At 58.7% G+C, this 16276-nt stretch carries 14 protein-coding genes; 5 read left to right on the top strand and 9 right to left on the bottom strand.

Going from position 1 to position 16276, the window contains the following annotated elements; all coding sequences use genetic code 11:
- Nucleotides 1-91 precede the first annotated feature (91 nt).
- Together thrC and thrB are read left to right on the top strand one after the other, a co-directional pair.
- Entirely contained in the window at nt 92-1609 is a 1518-nt protein-coding gene (gene thrC / locus DWX39_RS02300; RefSeq protein WP_117758365.1) for a threonine synthase, read from the top strand.
- Between the two features lie 201 nt (nt 1610-1810).
- A complete protein-coding gene (thrB, locus tag DWX39_RS02295) occupies nt 1811-2692 on the top strand; it encodes a homoserine kinase (RefSeq protein ID WP_117648278.1) in 882 nt (293 codons plus the stop codon).
- Between the two features lie 282 nt (nt 2693-2974).
- Here thrB and DWX39_RS02290 read toward each other — a convergent pair whose 3' ends face one another.
- The 9 genes from DWX39_RS02290 to pflB form a co-directional block, all read right to left on the bottom strand.
- Nucleotides 2975-3607: a helix-turn-helix transcriptional regulator gene (locus DWX39_RS02290; protein WP_117758364.1), complete on the bottom strand. Its 633-nt coding sequence runs from the start codon at nt 3605-3607 to the stop codon at nt 2975-2977.
- A gap of 31 nt (nt 3608-3638) precedes the next feature.
- Entirely contained in the window at nt 3639-4322 is a 684-nt protein-coding gene (locus tag DWX39_RS02285; RefSeq protein WP_117758363.1) for a DUF3990 domain-containing protein, read from the bottom strand.
- Nucleotides 4323-4416: 94 nt separating this feature from the next.
- Complete coding sequence (gene yihA, locus DWX39_RS02280) at nt 4417-5007, bottom strand: ribosome biogenesis GTP-binding protein YihA/YsxC (RefSeq protein ID WP_055252447.1); 591 nt, start codon at nt 5005-5007, stop codon at nt 4417-4419.
- 38 nt (nt 5008-5045) lie between these two features.
- Nucleotides 5046-5786, bottom strand: a complete 741-nt coding sequence (gene mtnN, locus DWX39_RS02275; protein ID WP_099432169.1) for a 5'-methylthioadenosine/S-adenosylhomocysteine nucleosidase — start codon at nt 5784-5786, stop codon at nt 5046-5048.
- A 78-nt stretch (nt 5787-5864) separates the two neighbouring features.
- Entirely contained in the window at nt 5865-6086 is a 222-nt protein-coding gene (locus tag DWX39_RS02270; protein ID WP_117758362.1) for a hypothetical protein, read from the bottom strand.
- 49 nt (nt 6087-6135) lie between these two features.
- The gene (gene pflA / locus DWX39_RS02265; protein WP_117758361.1) at nt 6136-6954 is read right to left on the bottom strand and encodes a pyruvate formate-lyase-activating protein; all 819 of its coding nucleotides are present in this window, start codon (nt 6952-6954) and stop codon (nt 6136-6138) included.
- 187 nt (nt 6955-7141) lie between these two features.
- Nucleotides 7142-7996, bottom strand: a complete 855-nt coding sequence (locus DWX39_RS02260; protein WP_117758360.1) for a DegV family protein — start codon at nt 7994-7996, stop codon at nt 7142-7144.
- 437 nt (nt 7997-8433) lie between these two features.
- Nucleotides 8434-8685 carry an autonomous glycyl radical cofactor GrcA3 gene (gene grcA3, locus DWX39_RS02255; protein ID WP_055252439.1) on the bottom strand — a complete coding sequence of 84 codons (252 nt, stop codon included), beginning with the start codon at nt 8683-8685 and terminating at the stop codon, nt 8434-8436.
- Nucleotides 8686-8770: 85 nt separating this feature from the next.
- Nucleotides 8771-10822, bottom strand: a complete 2052-nt coding sequence (pflB, locus tag DWX39_RS02250; protein WP_117758359.1) for a formate C-acetyltransferase — start codon at nt 10820-10822, stop codon at nt 8771-8773.
- Nucleotides 10823-11359: 537 nt separating this feature from the next.
- Here pflB and DWX39_RS02245 point away from each other — a divergent pair.
- The 3 genes from DWX39_RS02245 to DWX39_RS02235 are packed head-to-tail and all read left to right on the top strand — an operon-like array spanning nt 11360 to nt 16028.
- On the top strand, nt 11360-11809 hold the full coding sequence (locus tag DWX39_RS02245; protein WP_117758358.1) for a MarR family winged helix-turn-helix transcriptional regulator: 450 nt from the start codon (nt 11360-11362) through the stop codon (nt 11807-11809).
- Nucleotides 11806-14172, top strand: a complete 2367-nt coding sequence (locus DWX39_RS02240) for an ABC transporter ATP-binding protein (protein WP_117758357.1) — start codon at nt 11806-11808, stop codon at nt 14170-14172. Before DWX39_RS02245 ends, DWX39_RS02240 begins: the two co-directional genes overlap by 4 nt.
- Nucleotides 14172-16028 (top strand): ABC transporter ATP-binding protein, encoded by a 1857-nt coding sequence (locus tag DWX39_RS02235; RefSeq protein WP_233508939.1) that lies wholly within the window; start codon nt 14172-14174, stop codon nt 16026-16028. The genes DWX39_RS02240 and DWX39_RS02235 overlap by 1 nt, the downstream gene beginning before the upstream one ends.
- Nucleotides 16029-16276 lie beyond the last annotated feature (248 nt).

Here is a 16276-nt window from a genome sequence, read left to right as displayed (position 1 = left end):
CCTTTCTAAAAAGCCTCTGCGAACCTATTTTGCGCGCTCTGATACCATGGTTTCACCGATTGGGACCAAGGCATCCGAGGAGCAGTGTTATATGGGAACTTATCATAGTACACGAGGACGCACTTTATCGTGCTCAAGTAAGGTGGCAATCCGTACCGGCATCGCTCCCGACGGGGGTTTGTTTGTCTCGGACGAGCTCGGCACCCAGCAGGTCGATATCAGCTCGCTTGCAGATAAATCGTACTTTGAAATCGCTCAAGATGTGTTGGGAATGTTACTGAATGATTACACGACCGAAGAAATATCGGCCTGTGTGAATGAGGCATACCGCGGCACGTTCGCGAGCGAAGAGGTCACGCCGCTCGTCAAACTCGACGCCGCACCGGGCGCTGACGTCCCTCAGACCTATGTGATGGAGCTCTTTGGCGGCCCCACAAGCGCCTTCAAGGACGTCGCCCTGCAGATGCTCCCCCGTCTGACGGCCCGCACTTCCGCCAAGGACGGCGGCGCCGAGCGCATCATGATCGTCACCGCCACGTCGGGCGACACGGGCAAGGCAGCACTCGCCGGCTTTGCCGACGCCCCGGGCACGGGCATCACCGTCTTTTATCCCGAAGGCAAAGTCAGCCGCGTGCAGAATCTGCAGATGTCCACGCAGGAGGGCGATAACGTCGCCGTCTGCGGCATCCGCGGCAACTTCGACGATGCCCAGAGTGCCGTCAAGCGCATCTTTGCCGATAAGGAGCTTGCCGAGCGCCTGGAAGCCGCCGGCACTGTGCTTTCGAGTGCCAACTCCATCAACGTCGGCCGCCTGGTGCCGCAGGTTGTCTACTACTTTGCCGCCTATGCGCAACTGCTGCGCGCCGGCGCTATCGAGGCTGGCGACGCCGTAGAGTTCTGTGTGCCCACCGGCAACTTTGGCGATATCTTGGCCGGCTACTACGCCAAGTGCATGGGTCTGCCCGTCGCCAAGCTCGTCGTGGCGAGCGACAAGAACAACGTGCTTGCCGACTTCCTGACCACCGGCGTTTACGACCGTAACCGCCCGTTCTTCACGACCATCTCGCCGTCGATGGACATCCTTATTAGCTCCAACCTGGAGCGCATGCTCTACTTCTTGTCCGACGGCGACTGCGAGCTCGTTGCCGGCCTTATGGAGCAGCTGGCACAGACTGGTCGCTACGAAGTTCCCGCCGACCTGCTGGCAAAGATTCAGAGCGTCTTTGGTTGCGGTTGGGCCAGCGAGGACGAGGTCCTCACTGCCATCAAGAGCTGCTGGGACGCGAACGGCTACGTGATCGACCCGCACACCGCTTGCGGCTATCACGTCTTTGAGCAGGTCGCTCCCGCCGAGGGCGCCAAGGCCCGCGTGTTGCTTTCGACCGCCAGCCCCTACAAGTTCCCGCGAGCCTGCTGCGACGCCTTGGGCCTCGACGTTCCCGAGGATGATTTTGAGGCTATGCGTGTGCTCGAGCAGGCCACCAACACGGTCGCCCCGACCCAGCTCGCCGAACTCGAGTCCAAGCCCGTCCGCTTCGAAGACGTCTGCGACGTCGATGAGATGGCAAGCTACGTCGAGTCTGCAGCAAAACGAATGAGCACCAACTAAACCCCTTATTAAGCGCCGGCGAAAGCCGGCGCACCTTCTTTTTATTAAGCTTTCGGGATGATGACGAGCATGCGAGCGGGTCTGGCCGTTTAGTTCGTCGCGAGTTCCGCACGAGCCGGAAAGCACTTAATGTGCTTTCCGAGCGAGCCAGGACTGCCCGAGCAGCGAACTAAACGGCCAGACCCGCCCAGGAGGACCCACATGATCAAAATCACCGTCCCAGCAACCAGCGCCAACCTAGGCATCGGCTACGACACCCTCGGCATGGCCGTCAGCCTCTACTCGCACTTCACCTTCGAGCGTACCGACAAGCTCACCATCACGGGCTGCCCCGAGGAGTTCCAAAACGAGAACAACCTGGTCTATGTGAGCTTTGTCGATGCTCTGGCCGCCTGGGGCGAGCAGGCCTTCCCCGTTGCCATCGACATCCAGACCGACGTGCCCGTCGCTCGCGGCTTGGGTTCCAGCTCCACCTGCGTCGTCGCTGGCATCATGGCGGCCGCCGCGCTGACGGGCCACACCGTCGACCGTGCCGAGCTCGTCCGCATTGCCACCGAGGTCGAGGGCCATCCCGATAACGTCGCCCCTGCCATCCTGGGCGGTGCCGTTTGCTCCTTTACGCCGACTGATTCGCTCCCCCAGTGCCTGCGCTACGAGGTGAGCGATCGCTTGCGTTTTATTACCGTGATTCCGCCCTACGAGGTGCATACGAGCGAGGCGCGCAAGGTTGTGCCGCAGGAGATTCCACTCTCCACCGCCGTATGGCAAATGGGCCGCATCGCCGGCATGACGCGCGGCCTGGAGACCGGCGACCTTGACCTGATTGCCGCCGCCAACGACGACCGCATCCAGGAGCCCTATCGCCGCCGCCTGATTCCCGATTACAACGCTGTGCGCGACACCTGCCTTAATGGCGGCGCCAAGACCATCTGGATCAGTGGCTCCGGCTCGACCCTTATGGCTGTAACCGATGACACTATCGTAGCCAAGTTCCTGCAGGTCAAGCTGCGCGAGCAGTTCCCCAAATGCGACACGCACATTCTGACGTGCGACACGGAAGGCGCCCAGATCGAATACCTGTAGTCGCCGTACCTTATACCCGCCGGGGAGGCCAGGGGCTTTGCCCCCAAATCGTCCTCGGACATGGCAGGACCCCCGCTGCGCACTTCGTGCGGCGGGGGTCCTGCCGTCCTGCGGAAAGATTTGGGGGCAAAGCCCCTGGCCTCCCCTACGTTAACTTCGCTGGCGGCGGCTACAGGAACCTACGCTCTGGAAAGTCGCCGGGCTGATAGTTGCTTTTTATTGGTAGGGGCTCTTGCTAGGCTGGAGCACTTCCTAGAGGCGGGCATCGGCTGTGTGCTTGGTTTAGGCGGCGCTGGTTTCTTTGTATTCGAAGACTGGTTCTAGGAGGTCTTCGATGTTGCAGTGGAGGGCTTTTGCTATGGCTCTTACGCTTGTAACCGAAGCTTCATTGATGTTTCTCTGGCGCTGCTCGTACATTTGGATTGAGCGGAGTGATACGCCCGATTCGTATGCCAGGTCTTGTTGGGTTTTCTTGAGCCTCTTTCTTGCTTGCGCCAGTTTAGTTTGACGAGGTGTTTTCTTCGCCATATCGCAAATAAGACGCGCCACACGTTCCTCTGAGGCTTCGTGCCAGGGGTAGTACAGACTGCGTAGCACATCGAATGGAACGACATGCAGCAAATCTTCGAAAGACTCTCCTAGGCGCCACTGAAGGTATGCCAATATCCAGCCTGTCCAATATTCCGGTGTCTTTTCGAATCGGTAGGTTCGATTTGGCATCGGCCTTGATTGATAGCCGAACCTTTCGGCAATGAGCGCAAACAGCTCAACGCCCGATTTTCCCGATACGACCCATGCGTTGCCGCGTTCGAACTCGCGGGCTACGCCGCTCAGGCAAAAGAGTTCAGCAACTTCCGATCCTTCTGCCCCATAATCGTTAACGGCATAGTCAAAGCAGTCGCCGAGGTTGTTCATTGCATCCTCAAGGTAGTAGACGGGGTATGTCCTACTCGGCCCACGATCCGTTAACTCTTGGATCATTTAAATCAACCCTCCCTGCCATCAAATCCCTAATGTCGACACCATCAGAGTCAAATCCGTTTACCGTATCCAGGTACTTTCGTCGAGCGTTCTGTTCTCGCTCAAATCGTTTGGGATAAAACTCAGCTCCCGAGGCCTGCTTCCAATCGCGGAACTTAATCGCCGAGAACGCACGCTCACTCATGAGCGCATATTGAATGCCCAAATCCCCCAAAAACATAATGCGCTGCAATTGCCTGAGCGAGATCATGCCATTGACAAACTGTCTTGCAAACGAGAAATAGGAATCGTCTGCACGATAGCCTCGAATAACGTCATAGGGAGAAATATCAATCAGGCAGTTATCCAGCAGATAACGAAGCCCCTCGCGTGCTACTGGCGTTGAAACATTGAACTCTCTGTTATTCGCCAGAATTGCAAGCCAGTTGAGAATCGAGAACTCACCTGATTCCAAATCCAAAATCGCAAGGCCATCTAAATCAAGCTCATATCGATTGGCAATGCCATCAGACTCGGTCCGGCATGCCCATTCCATTGCCATTTCCTCATGTGGCGTGCAATAAAACCCGCGCCCATAGTCATTGAATTGCCTGCATTTATCCAACGATGGATGCTCGACAACAACCTCCGACCCGTGCCAAAGCTCCATATCGACCTCCTAAAAAATATCACCCCAGTGATAGTTTACCAATAACTATCACTGGGGTGATATAGATGAGAGCTTTTGAGGGGTTGCAGCCCGATTAGAGGCAGGCCTCGGCGATGCGGCGCTTGAGTTCATCGATGCCGGTGCCGGTCTGGGAGCTTGTGATGATTACGTTTTCGGCCGGGACGTTGAGCTGCTTTTTGATGGCTGCCGCCTGGCGGGCCTGCTGGGTGCGGCTGAGCTTGTCGGCTTTGGTGAGGCAGACGATAAAGTTGAACTCGTTGCCCTGCAGGTAGTCGATCATGTCATGATCGAGCTTGCTGGGGTCGTGACGAATGTCCACCAGCGAGACGACCAAGTTAAAGCTGCGCTCGGAGTCGAAAAAGTCGCCGATAAGCTCGGCCCAGCGGTCGCGCTCGGCCTTAGAACGACGGGCGAAACCATAGCCCGGCAGGTCGACGAAGTGCACGTCGTCGGCCTCGAAGAAATTGATGTTGCTTGTCTTGCCCGGTGTGCTCGAAACCTTGACCAGGTTCTTGCGGCCAAAGAGCTTGTTCATAATCGACGACTTGCCCACATTGGAGCGGCCGACAAAGCTCACTTCGGGGCAGGTGGACTCGGGAATCTGCGAAACCTTGCCGTAGCTGGCGACGAACTTGGCAAGCTGGTAGTTAATGGAATCGGCCATGGACACTCCTTGGTCGTAGGTTCTTACAAAAGAGCGCGCTATTGCGCAGCGGCAATGCGGCGGACGATATCGAGCGTGATGTTACTTGCGACACGCGCGTACTCGAACAGATCGAACTCTCGGTCGCAAATTGCATCGTACGCCTCGTCACAATTATCGCTGATAGCGCGCAACACCAGGCAATCGACACCATTTTTGGTTGCGACATGGGCAATCGCCGCGCCCTCCATGCCGACACAATCGGCATGCGTCGCTTCGATAGCGTCGTTACGCATGGCGGCGCCCGTCACAAAGCGGTTACCCGTGGCAATCGTGCCGACCAGGAACTGTTTGGTGCCCTCGTTCGAAGCGACTGCATTTGTCGAAGCGTCAACGAACCCACGCTCAGCAAGCACGTCGACGGCAATATCGACCAGCGCGGGCGTCGAACCAAACTCCTCAAGCCCCGGTGCGGACTCGGCGATAAGCGCGGTATCGGTATCCAGATAGCGTAGGCGTTTGCCAATGACCACGTCGTCGATATGGAGCTTGGGGTTCAAACCGCCCGCAATGCCCGAAAACACAACAGCCTGCGGAGCATACTTGCTAATGAGGTGCTGTGTTGCAGCGGCGGCGTTCACCGTGCCCATGCCCGCCGTTGTGGCGACGACTGTCAGGCCGTCGAGCTCGCCGCTCACAACGGTCAAGCCTGCCTCCCGTGCCTCGCAAACGTCGCTCAGCTCTTCCTTAATCTGCATGATCTCTTTTTCGAGCGCACCGATAATCGCGATGGTAGCCATACCATTCCCCAAACCTATACGAAATTCTCAACCACGGTATGGTACCAGCATTTTGTTTGACCTCGCCAAACGAACACGCTAAGCCAGCGCAGCTCGCATATCAAACAGAGCCTTTGCAATCACGGCCGTAACCTCGCTCGAGCGGTCGCCCCACGGCATCGATGTCATGACGCTCATGACATAGGTACGACCATCGATGCCGATAAGGCCCGCATCGCATGTCGAATAGTAACCATCCTCGCTAATCCAGCCTGCCTTGTTGCGCACCAAAACATGCTCGCCCGCAATGCCATCGCGCACTCATTTAAGTCTGTCCCCAATGAGTGCCCTTGGGGGCGAAAATGGCTCGCTAGTCGATGGCGTTTTTGAGTTCGGCGCGGCGCTTTTTCATGCCCGTCATGACGGCGTTGCGCAGCTCGGGCATGCGCGCGGTATCCATCTGGGGCACGCCCTCAAGCTTATAGGGAATCCCCAGCTGCTCGTATTTGACGACACCCATGGTGTGATACGGCAGCATCTCCAGGCCCACCACGTTGTGCCATGGAGCGATCAGGCGACCTAGCTTCTCGCATTCCTCCGCCGTGTCGGTGATACCCGGCACCACCACATGGCGAATAACAACCTTAATCTTGCGATGGGCAAGCTCATCGCCAAACGCCAGGATGCGCGCAGGATCGCAACCGGTCAGCTTTTTATGCTCAACCGGATCGGCATGCTTGATGTCGAGCAGCACCATATCGGTCTCGTTGAGCACGGCATCGAACTTCTCGGGATGCTGAGGGTCGAAGGCGTAGCCACAGCTATCTAGGCAGGTATGCACACGGCCATCGGGATTGTTGTGCATTGCACGGAACAGGTCGGCCAAAAACTCGGGCTGCAGGAGCGGTTCGCCACCCGAAACGGTAATGCCGCCGCTACGGTAGAACTCATGGTTGCTCTGGAACTCGTCCATGAGATGCTCGACGGTCACCATCGTGCCGCCGTTAACAGACCAGGTATCGGGATTGTGGCAATACGCGCAGCGCATGGGACAGCCCTGAACAAACACCACAAAGCGGATGCCGGGTCCGTCGACCGTTCCCATCGTCTCGATCGAATGCACGCGACCCAGGGCATACGCAGAGTCCTCGGGACGAGCGTCCACACCCTCAAGCGTCATTTCTGCCATTCGCGCTACCTTGCCTCTCCTTGGATGCAACCAATTAAAATGCCAGAGCCATTCTAGCCCATACGCATGATGGTGAAACGGTTTAGTGGTCAATTGGGTTGTTCTATTTGGCCCCACACAAAAGCGGCGGGAAGGTTGTCACAACCCACCCGCCGCCGAGACAATAGATATCGATAGACGCCAGGCCTTACGCCTTGAGCGTGAGCACCGCGCCGAAGGCGGTCGGGCCGCAATGGCTCGAGATGACGCCGCCGACCTGAGTCCAGGTAATGTCCTTAAAGCCCAGGTCGTGCGCATAGACTTCCATGTCGTCGCGCAGCTCCTCGGAAAGACCTACCGAATATGCCAAGCCAATGTGCGAGTAGTCGATCTCGCCCTTGGCAACCATGTGGTCAATAAAGGCGCGGGCGCATTTGAGCATAGAGCCGCGGAACTTCTTGGTTGCCACGAACTTGCCGCCCGTTACCTCAATGCAGGGCTTAATCTTGAGCAGATGGGCGCCCAGGAACGCGACGTTGGACAAGCGACCGCCCGCCTTAAGGAAGGCAAGGTCCGTAGGAACAAAGCCCAGCAGCACGCGGTCCATGACGGAGTTCGTAAATGCAAAGATCTCGTCGACGGTGGCATCGGGGTGAGCCTCGATGTATTTGGCAGTCTCGACGACAACGAGCGACTGGCCCACCGAGACAAAGCGCGTGTCCATGGAGAACACGTAGTCGCGCCCCTGGGCCGCAATCTTAGAGGACTGATGCGAACAGGTCGTGGCCTCGGAATATGCAAGATGCAAAATAGTCGCGTCGGGTTGCTCGGCATGGATGCGGTCGTACACATGCGCAAAATCCGCTGGCGAACAGCCACTGGTCTTGGGCATCACACCAAACTCGTTACAGCGCGAGTAAATCTCGAGCGGATCGATCGAGCCGTCCTCGACGGTCTCGTCACCAATCGTGACATGCATAGGCACGCGCACGATGCCGTAGCGCTCGCAGAGCTCCGGCGTCACATCCGACCCAGACTCAACCACGATTACGTACTTGCCCATTATCATCACGACCCATCTCGACGTTGACTATGTATTACACGCGCACGCTCGCCGCCCCATTGAACAACGACTCACAAGCGCCAGAGAGACGCCGCCCTTCGCCCACAGCAAAGGACAGCGTCTCCCTGAAAAACTCCGTGCTTCTTTGAGATTTTACACGGTTTATGAAGGAGTGTTACTTATTCCGCAAACGGTAGCTATACGCGATAAACGGTAGCAAGCAAGTATCCAGAACTCTCAACCCATCAGGAGAGTTCCGCCTAAAGAGTAACTACACAGGACCCCGCCGGGGCTGTTTGGGCTACCTCCCAAAACTTTCCGCAGGACGCAAGAAGCCCTCGCCGCACGAAGTGCGCAGCGAGGGCTTCTTGCATGTCCGAGGACGTTTTGGGAGGTAGCCCAAACAGCCCCGGCGATCCTGCGGGAGTTAAACCCCTTTAGAACTTGTTGTGGAAGGTACGCGAAATGACCTCGTCCTGCTGCTCCTTGGTGAGCGTGTGGAAGTTCACGGCATAGCCGGAAACGCGGATGGTCAGCTGCGGGTACTTCTCGGGGTGAGCCTGAGCATCGAGCAACGTCTCACGGTTGAAGACGTTGATGTTCAGGTGGTGGCCACCCTTCTCGGCGTAAGCGTCGAGCATGTGGACCAGGTTATCGGCCTGAGTCTCGGAAACTTCAGAAACCTTCATAATGTGTCTCCTTCGATTGATAGGCGCCGGCCGAAACCGGCGCGCCAATCAGTAATCGTTATTGTTAGTATAGCACTAACAATAGTTACTCGCCCAGCTGATCAAGGTCGATATCGCCAAAGAACACCTGGTCCTCCTTGCCGAGCGCGCCCGGGATGATGGAGAAGGTGTTGGAGATGCCGTCCTGAGCATCGCGGAACGGGAGCTTGGAAACCGAAGACAGCGAAGCGATGGCGCCGTGGCTATCGCGCTTGTGCATGGGGTTAGCACCCGGGGCGAAGGGCTGGCCAGCCTTGCGGCCATCAGGCGTAGAACCGGTCTTCTTGCCGTACACGACGTTGGAGGTGATGGTCAGAACCGAGGTCGTGGGCACGGAGTTGCGGTAGGTGTCGTTCATGCGGATGTACTCCATGAACTGGTGCACAACGTCGTGAGCGATCTGGTCGACGCGGTCGTCGTCGTTACCGTACTTGGGGAACTCGCCCTCGGTCTCGAAGTCGACGATGATGCCGTTCTCGTCACGGACGGGGTGGACCTTGGCGTACTTGATGGCGGACAGGGAGTCAGCCACGACGGAAAGGCCAGCGATGCCCGTAGCGAACCAGCGATGCACGTGCTTGTCGTGCAGAGCCATCTGGATGCGCTCGTAGCAATACTTGTCGTGCATGTAGTGAATGATGTTCAGCGAGTTGACGTACACGCCAGCGAGCCACTTCATCATGTCGTTGTACTTTGCCACAACGTCGTCGTAATCGAGCGTATCGCCCTCGACGGCGCGGTACTTGGGGCCGACCTGCTTCTTGGAGACCTCGTCAACACCGCCGTTGAGTGCGTACAGCAGGCACTTGGCCAGGTTGGCGCGAGCGCCGAAGAACTGCATCTCCTTGCCGATGCGCATGGAGGACACGCAGCAGGCGATGCCGTAGTCGTCGCCGTGGTAAACGCGCATGAGGTCGTCGTTCTCGTACTGGATCGAGGAGCTGGCGACAGAAGTCTTGGCGCAGAACTTCTTGAAGTTCTCGGGCAGACGGGTCGACCACAGAACGGTCATGTTGGGCTCGGGGCTGGTGCCCATGTTCTCGAGCGTGTGCAGGTAGCGGTAGCTCATCTTGGTAACGAGCGTACGGCCGTCAACACCCATGCCGCCGATGGACTCGGTGACCCACTGCGGATCGCCGGTGAACAGGGCCTGGTACTCGGGGGTACGGGCAAACTTGACCATGCGGAGCTTCATGATGAAGTGATCCACGAACTCCTGGATCTGCTCCTCGGTGAAGGTACCGTTGGCAAGGTCGCGCTCAGCGTAAATGTCGATGAACGTAGAGGTACGGCCGATGGACATAGCGGCGCCGTTCTGCTCCTTGACGGAAGCGAGGTAGGCGAAGTACATCCACTGGATGGCCTCCTGCGTGTTGGTAGCAGGGTTGGAAATGTCGAAACCATAGGTCTCGGCCATCATCTTGAGCTCGCCGAGGGCGCGGATCTGCTCCTGCAGCTCCTCACGATCGCGAATGTTGTCGGCGGTCATGACCGTCGGGGTGGAAGCCTTCTGGGCCTCCTTGTCCTTGATCAGGTAGTCGACACCGTACAGGGCGACACGACGGTAGTCGCCAATGATGCGGCCGCGGCCATAGCCATCGGGCAGACCGGTGATGATGTGGGCCGAACGGCAGGCGCGCATCTCGGGGGTGTAGACATCGAAGACGCCGGCGTTGTGGGTCTTGCGCTCGAAGGTGTAGCGCTCGACAACGTTCTCGTCGATCTTGTAGCCGTGCTGGCTGGCAGCCTGGCAAGCGATGCGGATACCACCGTTGACGTGCAGCGCACGCTTGAGCGGCTTGTCGGTCTGGAGGCCGACGATGGTCTCCTTGTCGCGATGGGCGTTATCGATGTAGCCAGCGGGGTGGCTCACGATACCCGTGACGGTCTTGGTGTCCATATCGAGGACGCCGCCCTGCTCGCGCTCCTTGAGCAGCAGGTCGAGAACCTCGCCCCACAGCTCCTTGGTACGCTCGGTCGGACCGGCGAGGAACGACTCGTCGCCCTCGTAGGGGGTGTAGTTCTTCTGGATGAAGTCTCGGACGTCAACCTCTCCCGTCCAGATGCCTTCCTTGAAGCCTTCCCATGCCTCCTGCATTGTGTAACCACGCTCCTAGTTACGTGTAATGCGGCGCTCTCTCACACCGCTGCTTATTGAATTCTTGAATGTTAGACCTGCATGACCGGCTTCATTCGCTTTCCGCCGCACATTAGCACAGGGAAAAACGTTTATTCACCTTGGTCTTGCAACCCTAAACCCAAGATTTCACCCGTCTGTGAAGGATAACATAGCCACCCCTCTCATCAGGGCTGTTATATGTTCCTTTTTTTATACCATAAGGGTGTTTTTAACAAATCCGCAGGAAACGCTCCCGCCATCGGCTACCGTTCACCGAATCGCTTGATATTTCCCCTTGCCTTTATACGTCCTGCGCTCTAGCTGTTATGCCAGCTTTAGCAGGGTAAAGTGCCTCTGAGTAGGCTTTAGGACATGTCTAACAATCTGCCCCCAACTTTGCTGGTACCGACGGTGTACGGAGAGTTTTCTAGGCATGTCCCAAAATCTACCGCATAAGGTGTGCATACAGGGGTATCATCTTTCACCAAAAATAGTTTCTAGTGTTAGGGGTTTTCGGTGGAAGATACCGATTTCCATGAGCTTGGGCGTCAGCTCTTTACCGAGTTTGGCAGCATGCACCAGCACGTTTCGCGTTTTGTCGACCAGGCGATGGGCGGCGAGATGGCCGTCATGCGCGCTCTCATGCTCGCCGGCGGTTCGCTTACGCCGAGCGAACTCGCCGATCGCGCTTGGGTCTCGAGCGCCCGTATCGCCAACATCCTGCGCGCCCTCGAGGGCAAGGGCTGGGTCGAGCGCGAGCACTCAAAAACCGACCGTCGTCGCGTACACGTCACGGTGACCGACAAAGGCCGACAAGACCTCGAAATCAAACGTCGGGAATTCGAGGACCGCACCGCGGCCTTTCTCGAGCAGCTCGGCGAAACGGATACCCAAGAGATGGTGCGCCTTCTAAGGCGTGCCAACGAAATTATCGACCGCAACCAAGAAAGGAGAGATGCCGAGTGAGGATTCTCAAGCTCTTTAAAAAACATGTCCTGGCGCTGCTCACGGCTATCGTACTTATCGTAATCAGTTGCAATGCCGACCTAGCGCTGCCTACGTATATGAGTGACATCGTCGATGTGGGCGTGCAGCAAGGCGGCATCGCCTCACCCGTGCCCGACACCATTCGCGCCGAATCGCTCGATGACCTCAAGCTCTTTATGGGCGCCAAGGACGCCAAAGCTGTGGATGCCGTGTTTAGCAAGGCGGACAACAACGGCATTCGAACGTACAAGGGCACCGAGGAGGAGCGCGCCGACGGCGGCAAGATTGCCGACATCATGAGCCTGCCCGAGACCGTCGTCCTTTCGCTCAACCAGGGCATCGACGCCAGCTCCATGGGCGACATGATGGGCACGTCCAGCGAAAAAGACAACAGCGCCGCCCAAGACATGCCCACCCCCGAGCAGATGGCGGCGATGACGCCCGAGCAGCTCGCCGAGATGCAGCAGAAGGCCGCAGCGGCACAGAACATGCAAAAGCAGATTGATGCCGACGGCGGCAAGATCACCATGAAGAGCCTGCGTCTGGGCGTTGAAGGTGGCTTGATCGACCAGGGCAAGCTCGTCGAAGGCGCCAACGAAATGGCGGACAAAATGGGCTCCATGTCGGGCTCTATCGTCACGCAGCGCGCCGTGACCTACGTGCAGGACGAGTACAAGGCGCAGGGCATCGACCCCGCCGACGTGCAGAACGCCTACCTGAGCCGCATGGCGACCACGATGTTTGGCCTGTGCCTGATCTCGCTGGTCGCCACCATCCTGACCGGCGCTGTGGCGTCGCGCACCGCCTGCTCCATCGCCCGCGACCTGCGCCGCGAGACCTTCAACAAGGTCATGCACTTCTCGCCGGCCGAGGTGGGCAAGTTTAGCCAGGCCTCGCTCATCACCCGCTGCACCAACGACATTCAGCAGATCCAGATGGCAGCGACTCTGTTCATTCGCATGTGCCTCATGGCGCCTGTCATGGGTATCGTCGCGGTCATGCGCGTCCTGGCCAACCACACCGGCCTGGAGTGGACCATCGCCGTGGCCATCATCGCGGTCTCGGCCGTCGTCGGCGTGCTCATGGGCCTTACCATGCCCAAGTTCAAAAAGATGCAGAGCTTTGTGGACCGCGTGAACCTCACCGCCCGCGAGCTGCTCGACGGCCTTATGCCCATCCGCTCGTTCAACCGCGAGGAGCATGAGCTCGAGCGTTTTGACAAGGCATCGCTCGACCTGATGACCACACAGCTCTACACCAACCGAGCTATGAGCTTTATGATGCCGCTCATGATGCTCGTCATGAACTGCATCACCGTGCTTATCGTCTGGTTTGGCGCACAGGGTGTGTCCGACGGCGTGATGCAGGTCGGCAACATGATGGCGTTTATCTCCTATACCATGCAGATCGTCATGGCGTTTATGATCCTCACCATGGTTTCGGTTATCCTGCCCCGTGCCGAGGTCGCAGCCGAGCGCGTGGAAGAGGTCATCACTTGCCCCACGAGCATCAACGACCCCGCCTCGCCCAAACTGCCCGCGGCCAGCGCGCCGCACGGTGAGCTCACTTTCCGCGACGTGAGCTTCCAGTATCCCGATGCCCGCGCCGATGTCATTAGCGGCGTGAACTTCACCACGCACGCCGGTCAGATGCTCGGCATCATCGGCTCCACGGGCTCGGGCAAGTCCACGCTCGTGCAGCTGATTCCGCGCCTGTACGACGTCACGGGCGGCAGCATTTCGCTCGACGGCATCGACGTGCGCGACATGACCCTTTCCGAGCTGCGCCGCCGCATTGGTTACATCCCGCAGCAGGGTCGTCTGTTCTCGGGCACCGTTGAGAGCAACCTCAAGTTTGCCGGCGACATGGTGAGCGACGAGGACATGCACCGGGCCGCGCGCATCGCCCAAGCCGAGGACTTTATCGCCGAGCGCGAGGGCGGCTACGACTCCCCCATCAGCCAGGGCGGCTCCAATGTCTCGGGCGGTCAGCGCCAGCGTCTGGCCATCGCACGCGCTTTGGCCAAAAAGCCCGAGGTCGTGGTGTTCGATGACTCGTTTAGCGCCCTCGACTACAAAACAGACGCGCGCCTGCGCGAGGAGCTTGCCAAAAACGTTACCGACGCCGCGCTCGTGGTCGTGGCCCAGCGCATCGCGACCATCATGCACGCCGACCAGATTATCGTGCTCGACGACGGCCACGTGGTGGGCACCGGTACGCACGAGGAGCTGCTGCACAACTGCCCGGCGTACCTGGAGATCGCACAGTCGCAGCTTTCCGCCGAGGAGTTGGGGCTTACCCAAGAAGAGATTGAAGCCGTCATGGAAGGAGGCGAGCACTAATGGCAGACAAGACCAAGACTCAGATTCCCAAGCCCACCCGCCGGCGCGGTCCCATGGGCCGCATGGGTGGCATGGGCCGCGGCGAAAAGGCCAAGGACTTTAAGGGCACCATGAGGCAGCTACTCGGCTATATCGGTCAGCACAAGATTGCCGTGTTTGCCGCCGTCGCCTTTGCCGTGTGCTCGGTCATCTTTAACATTGTGGGACCCAAGGTGCTCGGCCAGGTTACGACCAAACTGTTCGAAGGCCTGGTCTCCAAGGTCAACGGTACCGGCGATGTCGACTTTGCCTGGATCGCCAAGACGCTCGGCTTTTTGCTCTGCCTGTATCTGGCAAGCTCTGTCTGCAGCCTCATCCAGGGCTGGCTCATGACCGGCGTCACGCAAAAGATCTGCTATCGCATGCGCAAGGAGATCGCCGCCAAGATCGCCGTCGTGCCGATGAGCTACTTCAACGGCCACAGCAAGGGCGACGTGCTCAGCCGCATCACCAACGACGTCGATACGCTGGGTCAGTCACTCAACCAGAGCGTGACGCAGCTCATCACGTCAGTGACGCAGATTATCGGCGTGCTCGTCATGATGCTGTCGATCAGCCTGCCGCTCACCGGCGTCACCGTGCTCACGCTGCCGGCAGCCGCGATTATCCTGACCGTGATGATTCACTTCTCGCAGCCGTACTTCCGCGAGCAACAGCAGGTCCTGGGCACCGTCAACGGCATTATCGAGGAGGACTTTGCCGGCCAGAACGTCATTCAGGTGTTCGACCGCGCCGAGGCCTCGATCGAGGAGTTCGACCGTCAAAACGACCGCCTCTTTATTAGTGGCTGGCGCTCGCAGTTCCTGTCGGGCCTGATGATGCCGCTTATGAGCTTGGTGGGCAACATGGGCTACGTGGGCGTCGTCGTGGTGGGCGCGCAGCTCGCGCTGACCGGCAATGCCACGCCTGGCGATATTCAGAGCTTTATCCAGTACGTTCGCAACTTTACGCAGCCCGTGCAGCAGCTGGGCAACGTGAGCAACACGATGCAGTCGATGGCCGCCGCCACCGAGCGTGTCTTTGAGTTCTTGGCCGCGCCCGAGGAGGAGCAGAAGGCCGACGCGCAGATCCCCGAGAAGCGCCCCGGCCACGTGGAGTTTGACCATGTCAAGTTTGGCTACACGCCGGACAAGACCATCATCCACGACTTTAGCTGCGAGGCGCAGCCCGGCCAGACCATCGCCATCGTCGGTCCCACCGGCGCCGGCAAGACCACGCTCATTAAGCTGCTGCAGCGCTTCTACGATGTGGACGGCGGTTCGCTGCGCGTTGAGGGTGTCGACGTGCGCGACTGGGACCGCGCGGCGCTGCGCGGCGAGTTTGCCATGGTGCTGCAGGATACCTGGCTGTTTAACGGCACCATCCGCGAGAACATCCGCTACGGACGCCCCGATGCGAGCGATGCCGAAGTCGAGGCTGCTGCACGCGCCGCGCGCTGCGACCACTTTATCCATACGCTCGCCGGCGGCTACGACTTTATGATCAACGAGGAAGGCACTAACCTGTCGCAGGGCCAGCGCCAGCTCGTGACTATTGCCCGCGCCATTTTGGCCGACCGCCCGGCGCTGATTCTGGACGAGGCGACCTCTAACGTGGACACCCGAACCGAGGAGCTCATCCAACGCGCCATGGATGCGCTGATGCAGGGCCGAACGAGCTTTGTCATCGCGCATCGCCTGTCCACGATCCGCAACGCCGACGTAATCTTGGTGATTCGCGACGGTGACATCGTCGAGAAGGGCACACACGACGAGCTGCTCGCCCAGGGCGGCTTCTACGCCGACCTGTACAACTCGCAGTTCGACGAAGCGGCGTAGATTCGACCGCAGGGAACGGATGACGCCCGAGAACGGGGGCACAGGACAACCTGCGCCCCCGTTTTGTGTCCTTTGGGCCTCGAGCCGCCTCCCCTGGGACCTGATTGACGGCCCACTCCAAGCCCTGTGGGCAAAAAATGGCAAATATGAGTACTGTCACCTTTTTAGTAACAGCCAAAACAGCCCCAAATGCTGCTCACACGGCTTGCACGCGGTAGCGCGCAGAGATGTGGTGTAAGAGGCGGGGC

Source organism: Collinsella sp. AF19-1LB, from assembly GCF_003459655.1.
GTDB lineage: Bacteria > Actinomycetota > Coriobacteriia > Coriobacteriales > Coriobacteriaceae > Collinsella.
The sequence above is the reverse complement of the archived record's forward strand: the minus strand, read 5'-3'. Positions and strand labels throughout refer to the sequence as shown.

Excerpts from the sequence above, each read along its gene's own strand:
- thrC (WP_117758365.1), top strand. The coding sequence starts at position 92 with ATGGGAACTTATCATAGTACACGAGGACGCACTTTATCGTGCTCAAGT.
- thrB (WP_117648278.1), top strand. The coding sequence starts at position 1,811 with ATGATCAAAATCACCGTCCCAGCAACCAGCGCCAACCTAGGCATCGGC.
- DWX39_RS02290 (WP_117758364.1), bottom strand. The coding sequence starts at position 3,607 with ATGAACAACCTCGGCGACTGCTTTGACTATGCCGTTAACGATTATGGG.
- DWX39_RS02285 (WP_117758363.1), bottom strand. The coding sequence starts at position 4,322 with ATGGAGCTTTGGCACGGGTCGGAGGTTGTTGTCGAGCATCCATCGTTG.
- yihA (WP_055252447.1), bottom strand. The coding sequence starts at position 5,007 with ATGGCCGATTCCATTAACTACCAGCTTGCCAAGTTCGTCGCCAGCTAC.
- mtnN (WP_099432169.1), bottom strand. The coding sequence starts at position 5,786 with ATGGCTACCATCGCGATTATCGGTGCGCTCGAAAAAGAGATCATGCAG.
- pflA (WP_117758361.1), bottom strand. The coding sequence starts at position 6,954 with ATGGCAGAAATGACGCTTGAGGGTGTGGACGCTCGTCCCGAGGACTCT.
- DWX39_RS02260 (WP_117758360.1), bottom strand. The coding sequence starts at position 7,996 with ATGGGCAAGTACGTAATCGTGGTTGAGTCTGGGTCGGATGTGACGCCG.
- grcA3 (WP_055252439.1), bottom strand. The coding sequence starts at position 8,685 with ATGAAGGTTTCTGAAGTTTCCGAGACTCAGGCCGATAACCTGGTCCAC.
- pflB (WP_117758359.1), bottom strand. The coding sequence starts at position 10,822 with ATGCAGGAGGCATGGGAAGGCTTCAAGGAAGGCATCTGGACGGGAGAG.
- DWX39_RS02235 (WP_233508939.1), top strand. The coding sequence starts at position 14,172 with ATGGCAGACAAGACCAAGACTCAGATTCCCAAGCCCACCCGCCGGCGC.